Here is a 13,125-nt window from a genome sequence, read left to right as displayed (position 1 = left end):
CCACCCCCGTCACCCGCGGTTGCGCCGCCTCGCCTCGAACAGCTCGGACGGGGAGATGGGCATGCGGTCGACCGCGAAGCCCTCGGCGTCCTCGACGGCCGAGGCGATCACGGCCGAGACGGGGATCACGCCGGCCTCGCCCGCGCCCTTGATGCCGAGCGGGTTGAGCGGCGAGGGCGTCTCCAGGTGATCGGTCTCGACGTGCGGGACCTCGGTGGCGTACGGCATCAGGAAGTCCATGAAGGAGGCGTTGACGAGCTGGCCGTGCTGGTCGTAGACCATGCGCTCGTACAGGGCGCCGCCGATGCCCTGGGCGACGCCGCCGTGGATCTGCCCCTCGACGATCATGGGGTTGATCAGCCGGCCGCAGTCGTGCACGACCGCGTACCGGACGACCTTGATCTCGGCGGTGTCCGGGTCGGTCTCGACGACGGCGGCGTGCATGCCGGCCGCGAACGTGGACCTGATCGGCGAGTAGTAGTCGCGCCCCTCCAGCCCCGGCTCCTCGCCCTCGGCCACCGGCGGCCGGTCGGGCGAGGCGGTGCCGGAGAACTGGGTGGCCTTGGCCGCCTCCTCGTCGAAGGCGTACCGCAGCGGGTTGGCCAGCACCGCCACCGTGGACAGCGGGATGGACGCGGACGGGGTGCCGGCCACGTGCACGAGGCCGTCGGCGATGTCGAGGTCGGCCGGGTCGGCCTCCAGGGCGTCGGCGGCGATGCGCAGCGCCTTCTCGCGCACCTTGCGGCAGGCCAGCGCGATGGCGTTGCCGCTGACCACGGCGGCGCGGGAGGCGAACGTGCCGACCGCGTAGGCGAACCTGCGGGTGTCGCCGGTGACCACGCTGACGCGCTCGATGGGCACGCCCAGCTCGGCCGCGGCGATCTGGGCGAAGGCCGTCTCGTGGCCCTGCCCCTGCGAGGTGAGGCCGGTGGAGACGTGCACCCGGCCGTCGGAGGTGATCTGCACGTGGCCGCCCTCGTACGGGCCGACGCCGGTGCCCTCGACGTAGCAGCCGATCCCGATGCCCCGGCCGGGACGCCGTTCGAAGGAGTCCCAGCCGATCAGCTCCTTGATCATGCGGAGCATCTCGGGGTAGTCGCCGCTGTCGTAGATGAGCGGCCGCCCGTCCTGGAAGATCATCCCCTGGTCGTACGGGAACTCCTCGGGGCGGATGAAGTTGGCCTCCCTGACGGCGGTGCGGTCCTTGCCCAGGTGGCGCGCGATCTTGTCCATCGTGCGTTCCATGCAGAACACGCCCTGCGGCCGCCCGGCCCCCCGGTAGGGGGTCACCTGCACGGTGTTGGTGTAGACGGCGGTGAACTCGACCCGGTAGGCGCCCACCCGGTACGGCCCCAGCAGCTGCGTGGAGGTGACGATCGGCACGATGATCCCGTACGGCGTGTAGGCGCCGTGATCGTGCAGGATCGAGACGTCAAGCCCCAGGACTCGCCCTTCGTCGTCGAACCCCACCCGCACGTGCTGCACCTGGGCCCGCTCGTGCGCGGAGGAGATGAAGTGCTCGCGCCGGTCCTCGGCCCACTTGACCTCGCGCCCGAGCGTCATCGCGGCCCAGGGGACGAGCACCTCCTCGGGCCACGGGTGCACGATCTTGACCCCGAAGCCGCCGCCCACGTCGGGCGCGATCACCTCGACCTGGGGCAGCGGCAGGCCGAGCGCGGCGGCGACCGCCATGCGGACGCTGGTGGAGGTCTGGGTGCTGGAGTAGACGCGCAGGTCGCGGCCGTCCCAGCGGGCGTACACGCCGCGGCCCTCCAGCGGCATGCTGGCGCTGCGCTCGATGTCGAGCCGGAAGGACAGCGTGTGCGGCGCGGCCTCGATCGCCTCCCTCGCGCCGTGCCCGCCGGGCGCCGGGACCTCCTGGACGAGGTGCGCGCCGACGTTGCCGGGCACGTCCTCGTGCACGAGCTGGGCCCCGTGCACGGCCTCCTCCAGGCCGACGACCGGCTTGCGCAGCTCGTAGTCGACCTCGATGAGCGCGCAGGCGTCCTCGGCGGCGTACCGGTCGGTGGCCACCACCATGACCACCGGCTCGCCGACGTGCCTGACGACCTCCCTGGCCAGGGGGTACGCGGTGCGCCCGTGAGTCAGCGCGGGGTGCGGGATGAGCAGCGGCAGCGCCCGGCCGACCCGTTCCGGCAGGTCCTCCCAGGTGTAGACGGCGACGAGCCCCTCCACGTCGAGTGCGGGGCCGACGTCGATGTCGCGGATGCGGGCGTGGGCGTGCGGCGAGCGCACGAACGCCGCCGCCAGCGCCTCCCGGCCCAGGTCGTCGAGGTAGCGGCCCTGCCCGGTGAGCAGCCGCGGATCCTCGCGCCGCTGCACGGGCTCGCCGAACAGCTTCGTCGTCATGTCTCCTCCGCCCGCAGCTCGGCGGCCCGGTGCACGGCCTTGACGATGTTCTGGTAGCCGGTGCAGCGGCACAGGTTGCCCGAGATCCCCTCGATCACCTCGTCGTCCGTGGGGACCGGGTTGTCGGCCAGCAGGGCCGTCACCGTGCACAGGAAGCCCGGCGTGCAGAACCCGCACTGCAGCCCGTGGCACTCGGCGAAGGCCCGCTGCACCGCCGACAGCCGGCCGTCGCTCCCGGCCAGGCCCTCGACGGTGGTGATCTCGGCCCCGTCCACGGTCACGGCGAACGTCAGGCACGAGCGCACCGGCCGTCCTTCGAGCAGCACCGTGCAGCAGCCGCAGACGCCGTGCTCACAGCCCACGTGGGTGCCGGTCAGGCCGAGGTCGTGGCGCAGGCAGTCGGACAGCAGGCGGCGCGCGGGGACGCGGACCCGCCTGGCGGTGCCGTTCACGACGAGGGTGATCTCATGCTCCACGGGCCGCCGCCCCTTCCCGCGCCGCGTTCCGCAGCGCCCGCTCGGCCAGCACGCCCACCAGGTGACGGCGGTAGGCGGCGGTGGCGTGGATGTCCTCTTCCGGATCGGTCGCCTCGCGTACGAGGGCCGCCGCCGCCTTCCAGCCGGCCCGCCGCACCGGCCCCAGCTCGCCCAGGTCGACCACGACGGGCCCGGCGCCGACCCCGACGCACGCGGCCCGCGCGCGGGCCGCGCCGTCGGCGCCGACCGTGACCACCGCGCACACGCCCGCCAGCGCGTAGTCGCCGTGCCTGCGGCTCACCTCCTCGAACGCGGCCCCGCTCCCCTCCGGCAGCGCCGGGAAGAACGCCGACACGGCCAGCTCGTCCGGGCCGAGCGCCGACTCCATGGGGCCGACGAAGAACTCCTCCGCCGGCACCTCCCGCAGCACGGGGCCGCCGCCGGCGGTGTCCCAGCGGGCCGCGCGCACGCTCCCGCCCAGCACCGCCAGCACGGCGGGCAGCTCGGCCGCCGGGTCGGCGTGCACCAGGCTGCCCACCACCGTCCCCCTGTTGCGGATCACGGGGTGGGCGACCAGCTTGAGCGCGCGGGTGAGCAGCGGATGCGCCGCGGCCCGCTCCACCTCGGCGTGCCGGGCCAGCGCGCCCACCCGCACCCCCTCAGGGGTGACCTCGCTCGCGCCGAGCCCGCCGACCCGGTTGATGTCCACGAGATGGGCGGGCGCCGCCAGCCGCATGTTGAGCATCGGGATGAGGCTCTGGCCGCCGGCCAGCACCTTGCCGTCCACCTCGGCGAGGGTCCGCAGCGCCGCGCCGAGGTCGCGCGGCGCATGGTACTCGAAGGGCGGCGGCTTCACCCGGCCTCGCTCCTGGCGGGCACGGGAGTGCGGCCGGCGATGGCGCGCAGCAGGTGGTATCCGCCCAGCACCACGATCGTGCCGAGCGCGATGCCCTCAAGGGTGAAGTCTCCGCCGATGAAGTGGCTCACGGGTCCGATGGCCAGGATGATGCCCGCTCCGGTCGGAACCATGTTCACCGGATCGGCGAAGTCCACCTTGTTCTCGATCCAGATCTTCGCGCCGAGCAGGCCGATCATGCCGTACAGGATCACCGTCACCCCGCCGAGCACGCCGCCGGGGGTGGCCGCGACCAGCGCCCCGAACTTCGGGCACAGACCGAACAGGATCGCGATGACGCCGGCGATGTAGTACGCGGCCGTCGAGTAGACCTTGGTGGCCGCCATCACGCCGATGTTCTCGGCGTACGTGGTCGTCGGCGACCCGCCGACGGCGCTGGTCAGCACGGTCGCGACGCCGTCGGCCGTGACCGCCCGCCCCACGTACGGGTCCAGGTCCGTGCCGGTCATCTCCCCCACGGCCTTCACATGCCCGATGTTCTCCGCGATCAACGCGATCACGGCGGGCAGCACCAGCAGCACCGCCGAGGTCTTGAAGTCGGGCGCGTGGAAGCTGGGCAGCCCGAACCAGGGCGCGGAGGACACGGCGTCGAAGCTGACCCGGTCGTGCGGGAAGGCCGTCGCCACGCAGTACGTCCCCTCGGCCGGGCAGGCCGCACCCGCCGCGTCCCGCAGGTTGGCGCCCGGCAGCACCGACGTGACGGGCCCCGCGGTCAGGTCCAGCACCCACGACAGCACGAACCCGGACACCAGCCCGATCAGCACGCCGACGCGCCCGATGAACCCCTTGAACGCGACGATCACCACGAACGTGATGACCATCGTGACCAGGGCCATCCAGTGGTCCTGCGGCCAGTAGACGTCCGCCACCACGAACGCCAGCCCGAACCCGATCAGCATCACCACCGCGCCGGTGACCACGGGCGGGAAGACGCGGTGGATGACGTCCACGCCGAGGAAGTGGATGGCCAGCCCGGCCAGCGCCAGCATGAACCCGGCGACCAGGATCGCGCCGGTCACGACGGCGTCCGCGCCCGCCGTGTCGCCGCCGGCGGCGGCCCTGATGGCGAACACGCCGCCCACGAAGGACGCGCTGGTGCCCAGGTAGCTGGGCACCTTGCCCTTCACGATCAGCAGGAACAGGATCGTCGCGACGCCCGACATCATCACCGCGACGTTCGGGTCCAGCCCCATCACCAGGGGGAACACGAACGTCGCGCCGAACATCGCGATCACGTGCTGCGCCCCGAACCCCACCATCCGGGGCCAGCTCAGCCTCTCGTCGGGTCTGACCACCTCGCCGGGTGCCAGATGTCTGCCGTCACCGTGTTTGGTCCATCCCACAACCATGCGAGCCCCTCTTGTACTGGGCGGCTGGGCCGGCGGCACGCTCCGCTTTGCGGGCACATTAGGCCCGACGGCACGCACCTACACGGGCATGATCTGCCAAATCTGACCGGCAGACCAGGGTGAACCTCGCGCACATGAAAAGTGGCGGCGTGTGAAGGGCTCGCGCGGGATCGGCCGGGCCCGCGTCCAGGGGGCTATCGGCGGGTGACGCGCAGCAGGTGGTAGCCGGCCAGCAGCACGATGGTGCCCAGCGCGATCCCGCTCAGCGCGAACGTGCCGGTGATCGGCAACGCGACGGGCCCGATGGCGCAGATGATCCCGGCCCCGACGGGCACCAGGTTGACCGGGTCCGACAGGTTCACCCGGTTCTCGATCCAGATCTTGGCGCCGAGCAGGCCGATCATGCCGTACAGGATGGTCGTCACCCCGCCCAGCACACCGCCGGGCGTGGCCGCGACGAGCGCCCCGAATTTGGGGCAGAGCCCGAAGAGGATCGCGATGACGGCCGCGATGTAGTAGGCGGCCGTCGAGTACACCCGGGTGGCCGCCATGACCCCGATGTTCTCGGCGTACGTCGTGGTGGCCGGCCCGCCGACGGACGTGGCCACGACCGTGCCGACGCCGTCGGCCAGCACCGCCCGCCCCATGTAGGCGTCCACGTCGGCCCCGGTCATCTCCCCCACGGCCTTGACGTGCCCCACGTTCTCGGCGATCAGCGCGATCACCACGGGCAGCACCAGCACGATCGCCGACACCTCGAACACCGGCCCGTGCAGCGACGGCAGCCCGATCCAGTCGGCCTGCGCCACGGCGTCCAGGTTCACCCGGAAGTGCTCGGTGACCCGCCCGCTGTCGTCCGGCGCCAGGATCCGCCCGCCGACGAGGTCCCATCCCCACGACAGCAGGAACCCGAACACGAGCCCCAGCAGCACCCCGATCCGGCCCAGGAACCCGCGGAACACCCCGATGAACACGAACGTGGCCGCCATCGTCAGCAGCGCCACCCACGGGTCCTTGGGCCAGTAGACGTCCGCCGCCACGTACGCCATCCCGAACCCGATCAGCATCACCACGCCGCCGGTGACGATCGGCGGGAAGACCCGGTGGATCACGCCCACGCCCAGCCGGTGGATCGCGTACCCGCACCCGGCCAGCACGACGCCCACGACCAGCAGCGCCCCGGTGACGGTGGCGTCGCCGCCCCCGGCCGCCCTGATCGCCACCACGGCCCCGACGAAGGACGCGCTCGACCCCACGTAGCTCGGGATCCGGCCCTTCACGATCAGCAGGAACAGGATCGTCGCCACGCCGGACATCATCACGGCCAGGTTGGCGTCGAGCCCCATGACGAGCGGGAACACGAAGGTCGCGCCGAACATGGCGATGACGTGCTGCGCCCCGATCCCGACCATCCTGGGCCAGCTCAGCCGCTCGTCCGGCTTGACCACCTCACCCGGCGTCAGGCGCTTCCCATCGCCGTGCACCTTCCACCCGAACGCCACGCCCGCACCTCGATCTCCCGCCTGACCAGCGGATTCGTCTCCCCGACTTGTGTCGGAGAGCACAATAGAGGGTGAGCTTCAGTTCCAGTACGCCGGGCGTCGGTAAACGTCTCCGCCTGGACCCGTCAGCGTGTCGGGGAACTGGCACTTGCGCACCATCGCCTGCCCGAGGGGGAACCAGGCGTCGCTGCACCGGCGAAGCTCGTTCGCGCCCTTGCCCGGCGGGAACACGCTGACCACCCGTGTCTTGGTTCCGCGCCCGTCATCGATCGTCCGGATCGTCTCGACAGCGCCGCAGAGATCGGTGTCGGCGGAGATGAGCATGACCATGTCCACCCTATCGAGCGCGGTGTCCGCCACCATGGCGCTGGCGATGGCGACGTCGGTCTTCTTCTCCTCGTAGGACCGCCACGACAGACCGCAGGAGTGACACCGGTTGCGCCGCTCCTGAAACCGCCCGAGCACCACGTCCACTCCCTGGCTCTGCACAGCCGCCAGATAGACGCGCTGCCGGGCGGCGGCCTGGCGGTCGCCGCGCACGATGGTGGTGAAATAGCGCACCACTTCCAGGGACTGGCCGTCGCGCAGCAGCTCGCGGGCGAGCCCTGCGAGATCGAGCCAAAGGTCGCGACGCCCGCTCAGCTGCCTGAGCCCGTAGTAGAGGTTGAATCCGTCGACGTAGACGCCCACGCGGCCGTTTCCGTCGTTCGGCTTGTCACGCACAGCCACTATCTCCTAGCATGGAGTCAGAGCGCCCGGCACTCAGTTCCCGGGCTTTACGGCCCCCGTCAGGGGGCCGTTTCTTTTTCCGGCGGGCCCGATGCTAGTAAACAACGCGTAATGACGTGGTGACTTTTCGTAGATGTCCGCCGCGCTCACTCCACCCGGATCGAGAAGCCCTCCCCGCTCACGACCTGCCCCGATCGGATCTTGGCTCGCTTGCGCAGCTCGATCTCGCCGTCCACCGAGACCATCCCCTCGGCGATGAGGTGCTTGGCCATGCCGCCGGTCTCCGTGATCCCGCAGTACTTCAGCAGGTCGCACAGCGGGATGTAGTCAGAGCGCAGTTCGAAGTCCACGACGTCCAAGCCTAGGGGCAGGCTAGATGCCCCGCATGCGCAGCACGTGCAGGGCCAGGGTCAGGTTGAGCCGCAGGTGGGGGTCGTCGGTGAAGTTGCCGAGCAGGCGTTCCAGCTTCCCGATCCGGTAGCGCAGCGTGTTGTAGTGGAAGTGCAGCCGCCGCGCCGTCTCCGCCACGTTCAGATTGGTCTCCAGCAGCACCTGGAGGGTGCGCCGCAGGTCGGCGTTCTCGGCGTCGTCGTCGGCGGCCAGCGGCCCGAGCGTCTCCCGGACGAACGCGTGCAGTTCGTCGGTGTCGTTGACCAGTGACAGCAGCCGGTACACGCCGAGCTGGTCGAAGTGGGCCACCGCCCCGGGCCCGTGCAGCTGCCGGCCGACCCTGGCCGCCTTGAGCGCCTGCGAGTACGCCTCCGGCAGCGTCGCCGCCCCGGGGCTGGGCCGGGAGGTGCCGGTGGAGAAGGTGGCGGGCGGCACGTCGGCGAAGGCCGAGGCGGCGTCCTTGGCCACCCTGGCGGCGTCGAGCGCGGCGTCCACCACGGCCACCACCTCGTGGGAGAACCCGGCCACCGCGCCGCGCGGGTCGTGCCGCCTGATCGCGGCCGTCCAGCAGGCCACCAGCCGGTCCTGGGCGCTGCGCTCGTCGCCGTCCGGGTCCAGCTCGGCCACCAGGACGGTCACCGTCCGCGCCAGATCCCAGCCGAACGCCCTGGCCCTGGCCGTGATCCGCTCGGGGGTGCCGGCCCGGCCGGTGAGCACGTCGCGCAGGAAGTCGGCCCGGTACTTGCTCTCGACGGCGTTGACCGCCTCCTGCCGGGTGACGACGAGCGCGGCGACGGTGGCGGCACGTTCCAGGATGCCGACGTCGGCGTTGCCGATCGCCCCCGACGGGCTGTAGGCGACGATCCTGCCGTGGTGGTGGCCGCCGGCCAGGACGGGCACCGAGGCGAACGAGCGCACGCGGCCGGTGGCCGGCGAGAGCGGCGGGCCCTCGCGGGAGATCGACTCGCGCAGCACCTTCACGTGCTCGGCGGCGCCGGCGGTGGCCAGCACGCCGCCCGAGCCGTCCACGGCCGCCACCGACACGTCGAGCAGCTGGGCCACCTCGGCGGCGACCTCGTTCAGCCCGCCTCCGGCCAGCACCACCTGCACCAGCGCCCGGTGGGCCTCCTCCGCCCTGGCCAGCACGGCGGCCTGGCGGTTGAGGATGTCGGTCAGCACCTGGTTGAGGATGTCGTCGAAGCCGACGTCGTTCGGCAGCAGGATGAGGGGGAAGCCGAGCCGGTCCGCCTGCTCGACCATCTCGTCGGGCAACTCGTCCACGTACCGGCCGAGTTTGATCGCCAGCGCGGCCAGGCCGCGCTCGTCCAGGTCGGCCACCAGCCGCCCGAGCGACTGGGGCGTGTTGCGCAGCGGGTAGCCGGTGGTGAGCAGCAGTTCGTGCGGTTTGACCCAGGCCAGGATGTCGGGCACTTCCATGACGTTGAGCCGCTGCACGATGCGGCCCAGCCCGCTCTCCCCCGCGATCAGCCGGGCGTCGGCGAGGGTGGACACGCCGAGCACCTCACCGACGGACACGCCGTGGATGATCGTGCCGGTGCTGGCGAGACGGACGGGGGGCTCCATGAGGAAATTGTGAACCCAGAAGCGGTCTGTCAGGAAGAGCCAACCTTCCCGCTGACTGTTGGCAAATTTACCCGTACGGAGGGTTCACCGGCCGTTCTACGGTCAGGACCAAGGTCGGTTGGGAGGTCTGGTGACCGTCAGTACTCATGCTCGGCGTACCCGCGCTCACGTGTCCGGCGCGGCCAGTACGGCGGTGCGCCCCGTCCTCGAGTCCCAGCGACGCCCGGCCCGGGTGCTGGCTGCGTTCCCCGCGGGCGTGTACCTGGAGGTCAGGACCGATCTGGAGCCGTCCGTGATCGCCGTCATCACCGGCGACGCCACCCGGCTGCCCAACTCGGTGCTGCTGTCCACGCCGCTGCCGCAGCTCACGGTGGGTGACGAGGCGACGGTGGGCGACCGGACGATCGATCTGGGGCCGCTGAGCCTGAGCGTACGGCGATGGTGGGATCCCGCGCCGCCGCTGGGACGGCTCGATCCGGCCCGCCTGGCGGAGGCGGAGGCCGCTCTGGCCGATCCGCCGGGGGCCGGGCTGGCCGGCGACGAGGCGGTGGAGCAACTGGCCGACAGCTGCGCCAGGGGCTGGCTGCTGGGTGCGGTGACGGCGGCGGAGCGGCTGGTGGGGCTGGGCCCCGGGCTGACGCCGAGCGGTGACGACGTGCTGGCGGGGCTGCTGGTGACGCTGCGGCACCTGGGGCGGGCGGCGCGGGCGGAGCGGCCGCAGTGGCTGGCCGGCTGGCTGGCGGCGACCGTCACGTTCGACGCGCGGACGCGGACGACGCCGCTGTCCGCCACGCTGCTGCACTGCGCGGCCAGGGGCGAGGCCAGTCCCGAGGTGATCGCGGTGCTGCGCGGCATCGCGGGCAGGCAGGCGCTCGAACCGGCCCTGCGCCGGCTGCACCGGCTCGGCCACACCTCTGGCGCCGACCTGGCCCAGGGTGTCGCGATCGGGGTACGGGCCGTCCGCTCGCTGAGCGGGGCCCGATGAACGGCCTGCCCCAGGCGGTGCTCGTACGGAGAGGGACCTACCACGACTCGGTGACGCTGATGCGGGTCAGCCGGGCGCTGTCGGAGCTGCCCGGCGTGCACGCGGCCATGGTCGCCATGGCGACCGAGCTCAACGTGTCGATCCTGCGGGAGATGGGCTTCGGCGTGCCGGAGGCCGACCCGGGCGACCTCGTGATCGCCGTACGGGCGCGTGACACGGACGCGGCGGTCGAGGAGGCCGACCGGCAGCTCACCGCGGCGCCCAGGCCGGAAGAGAACTCCGGCGAGCAGCCGCCGCTGACCACCCGCTCGGCCGCCGCCCGCGGTCCCGCCGACCTCGTCCTGGTCTCGACCCCGGGCGAGTACGCCTTCTTCGAGGCCCTGGACGCCGTCGAGGCAGGACTCAACGTGATGATCTTCAGCGACGGCGTCACCGTCGAGCGGGAGCGCCTGCTCAAGGAGCGGGCCGAGGCGCGGGACGTCCTGGTCATGGGCCCCGACTGCGGCACCGCGGTCATCGCGGGCGCGGGCCTGGGCTTCGCGAACGTGCTGACGCCCGGCCCCGTCGGCGTGGTCGCCGCGTCCGGCACCGGCGCGCAGCAGGTGACGTGCCTGCTCGACCGGGCCGGCACCGGCGTGAGCCACGTGCTCGGCGTGGGCGGCAGGGACCTGTCGGCCGAGGTGGGCGGGCTGTCGGCGCGGCGGGCGCTGCGCATGCTGGACGACGACCCGGGCACCGAGCTGATCGTGCTGATCTCCAAGCCGCCGGCCCCCGAGGTGGCGCGGGCCATCGAGGCGCTGCCGCTGCGCACGCCCGTGGTGCGGGCTCTGCTCGGGCCGGGCGCGCCCGATCTGACGGAGGCGGCCGAGCAGGCGCTGCGGGCCCTCGGCAGGTCCGTTCCCGAGTGGCCGTCCTGGCCCGCGTGGCGCGGCGGCCGGGCCACGCCGCACCGGATCAGGGGTCTGTACGCGGGCGGCACCCTGAGCGTGGAGGCCGCCGCGGTGGCCGGCGCAGGGGAGTTCACCGACTTCGGGGACGACGCCTACACCAGGGGCAGGGCGCATCCGATGATCGACCCGGCGCTGCGCGTGGAGGCGCTGGGGCGGGCCGCGGAGACGGACGTGGTGCTCATGGACGTCGTCCTGGGGCACGGCGCCGACCCCGATCCGGCCGCCTCGCTCGCCCATCCGATCGCGCGCAGCCCCGCCACCGTCGTGCTCGCCCTGATCGGCACCGAGGGCGACCCGCAGGATCTGCACCGCCAGGCGGGGGCCTTCCGCGAGGCGGGCGCGGCCGTCTTCCTGTCCAACGCCCAGGCCGCCCGCCACGCCAGGAGCCTCCTGTGAGTTCTTTGCTCGACGCACCACCCCGGGTGATCACCGTCGGCGCGGGGCTGCTGGACGAGGCGTTGCGGGCGCAGGCCGTGCCGACGACGCCGGTCGCCTGGCGGCCGCCGCTGCCCGGCACCGCCGAGGACCTGGCCAGGGTGCTGGCCGACCCGCGCCGGCACGAGGCGAACGAGTGGGCCGTGGCCCGGCTCGTCTCCGCCCGCCCGCATCTGGTGGGCGTGCGGCGGGCGTCCGAGGTGCTCGGGCCCGGCGTGTTCCTGCACGCGGGCCCGCCGATCACCTGGGAGCGCGCCTCGGGCCCGATGCGCGGCGCGCTGATCGGCGCGATGCTGCTGGAGGACCTGGCGGCCGACGAGCACGACGCCGCCGACCGGCTCGCGGCGGGCGCGGTCGCGCTCCGCCCGTGCCACGAGCAGGCGACCGTCGGCCCGATGGCGGGCGTGGTGAGCCCGTCCATGTGGCTGTTCGAGGTACGCGACGACGAGCACGGCGGCACCGCGTACTGCTCCCTGAACGAGGGCCTGGGCAAGGTGCTGCGCTACGGCGCGTACGGGCCCGAGGTGCTGGAGCGGCTGCGCTGGATGGACGGGGTGCTCGGCCCGGCCCTGGCGGGCGCGCTGGAGCGTACGGGCCCGATCGACCTGCGCTGGCTGATGGCGCAGGCGCTGCAGATGGGCGACGAGCTGCACAACCGCAACCGCGCCGCCACCTCGCTGCTGCTGCGCGAGCTGGCTCCCGCCGTGGTCGAGGCCGCCCCCTCCGACGCGGCGGCGGTGCTGCGCTTCATCCACGGCAACGACCACTTCTTCCTCAACGCGGGCATGGCCGCCGCCAAGGCGGCCACCGACGCGGCCCGCGACGTTCCCGGCTCGTCCCTGGTCGTCGCGATGGCGCGGAACGGCACCGACTTCGGCATCCAGGTCTCAGGGCTGGGCGGGCGCTGGTTCACCGGCCCCGCGGGCGTGCCCGACGGGCTCTACCTCGGCTCGTACGGCCCCGCCGACGCCAACCCCGACATCGGCGACTCCACGATCACGGAGACGTCAGGAGTGGGCGGGTTCGCGATGGCGGCGTCGCCGGCGATCGTGCGGTTCGTCGGCGGCGAGGTGGCGGACGCGGTGCGGGCCACCCGCTCGATGTACGAGATCACGCTGGCCGAGCATCCCGCCTTCCAGATCCCCGGCCTCGGTTTCCGCGGCACGCCGGTCGGCATCGACGTCACGCTCGTGGCGCGGACAGGCCTGCTGCCGGTGGTCAACACCGGGATCGCGGGCCGGGTCGCCGGAACGGGGCAGGTGGGGGCGGGGCTGGTCGAGCCGCCGGTCGAGGCGTTCACCAGCGCGCTGCGCGCTCTCGCCGAGGCGATTAAGTGATCCATTTTAAATTCCGACATATCCCCACGTCGGAACTTATGTAAGGCAACATCACCTTCCCTTGCGCATTCGCCGCCGATATCGTAACGATCCTCATAATCT

The 13,125-nt window shown here is 72.6% G+C and carries 11 protein-coding genes; 3 read left to right on the top strand and 8 right to left on the bottom strand.

Annotated elements, in window-relative coordinates:
• Positions 1-9 precede the first annotated feature (9 nt).
• From cutA to B0I32_RS01630, 8 genes are all read right to left on the bottom strand, one after another.
• A complete protein-coding gene (cutA, locus tag B0I32_RS01665; RefSeq protein WP_106234302.1) occupies positions 10-2,370 on the bottom strand; it encodes an aerobic carbon-monoxide dehydrogenase large subunit in 2,361 nt (786 codons plus the stop codon).
• Entirely contained in the window at positions 2,367-2,846 is a 480-nt protein-coding gene (locus B0I32_RS01660) for a (2Fe-2S)-binding protein (RefSeq protein ID WP_106234300.1), read from the bottom strand. The genes cutA and B0I32_RS01660 overlap by 4 nt, the downstream gene beginning before the upstream one ends.
• On the bottom strand, positions 2,836-3,702 hold the full coding sequence (locus B0I32_RS01655; RefSeq protein WP_106234299.1) for an FAD binding domain-containing protein: 867 nt from the start codon (positions 3,700-3,702) through the stop codon (positions 2,836-2,838). Before B0I32_RS01655 ends, B0I32_RS01660 begins: the two co-directional genes overlap by 11 nt.
• Entirely contained in the window at positions 3,699-5,111 is a 1,413-nt protein-coding gene (locus B0I32_RS01650) for a uracil-xanthine permease family protein (RefSeq protein ID WP_106234297.1), read from the bottom strand. Before B0I32_RS01650 ends, B0I32_RS01655 begins: the two co-directional genes overlap by 4 nt.
• A 194-nt stretch (positions 5,112-5,305) precedes the next feature.
• Positions 5,306-6,613 (bottom strand): uracil-xanthine permease family protein, encoded by a 1,308-nt coding sequence (locus B0I32_RS01645; RefSeq protein WP_219911591.1) that lies wholly within the window; start codon positions 6,611-6,613, stop codon positions 5,306-5,308.
• Between the two features lie 78 nt (positions 6,614-6,691).
• A complete protein-coding gene (locus tag B0I32_RS01640; RefSeq protein ID WP_181306901.1) occupies positions 6,692-7,336 on the bottom strand; it encodes an NYN domain-containing protein in 645 nt (214 codons plus the stop codon).
• A gap of 152 nt (positions 7,337-7,488) precedes the next feature.
• On the bottom strand, positions 7,489-7,692 hold the full coding sequence (locus B0I32_RS01635; RefSeq protein ID WP_245955547.1) for an RNA-binding S4 domain-containing protein: 204 nt from the start codon (positions 7,690-7,692) through the stop codon (positions 7,489-7,491).
• 22 nt (positions 7,693-7,714) lie between these two features.
• Positions 7,715-9,316, bottom strand: coding sequence for a PucR family transcriptional regulator (locus tag B0I32_RS01630; protein ID WP_106234292.1), 1,602 nt, complete (start codon positions 9,314-9,316; stop codon positions 7,715-7,717).
• Positions 9,317-9,446: 130 nt separating this feature from the next.
• Here B0I32_RS01630 and B0I32_RS01625 point away from each other — a divergent pair, with 130 nt between their 5' ends.
• The 3 genes from B0I32_RS01625 to B0I32_RS01615 are packed head-to-tail and all read left to right on the top strand — an operon-like array spanning position 9,447 to position 13,023.
• Positions 9,447-10,301 carry an oxamate carbamoyltransferase subunit AllH family protein gene (locus tag B0I32_RS01625; RefSeq protein ID WP_245955468.1) on the top strand — a complete coding sequence of 285 codons (855 nt, stop codon included), beginning with the start codon at positions 9,447-9,449 and terminating at the stop codon, positions 10,299-10,301.
• The gene (locus B0I32_RS01620; RefSeq protein ID WP_106234289.1) at positions 10,298-11,647 is read left to right on the top strand and encodes an AllF/FdrA family protein; all 1,350 of its coding nucleotides are present in this window, start codon (positions 10,298-10,300) and stop codon (positions 11,645-11,647) included. The genes B0I32_RS01625 and B0I32_RS01620 overlap by 4 nt, the downstream gene beginning before the upstream one ends.
• The gene (locus B0I32_RS01615; protein ID WP_106234287.1) at positions 11,644-13,023 is read left to right on the top strand and encodes a YlbE family protein; all 1,380 of its coding nucleotides are present in this window, start codon (positions 11,644-11,646) and stop codon (positions 13,021-13,023) included. Before B0I32_RS01620 ends, B0I32_RS01615 begins: the two co-directional genes overlap by 4 nt.
• Positions 13,024-13,125: the final 102 nt, after the last annotated feature.

This window comes from Nonomuraea fuscirosea (genome assembly GCF_003001935.1).
Taxonomy (GTDB): domain Bacteria; phylum Actinomycetota; class Actinomycetes; order Streptosporangiales; family Streptosporangiaceae; genus Nonomuraea; species Nonomuraea fuscirosea.
This window is presented reverse-complemented; position numbering and strand designations above follow the sequence as displayed.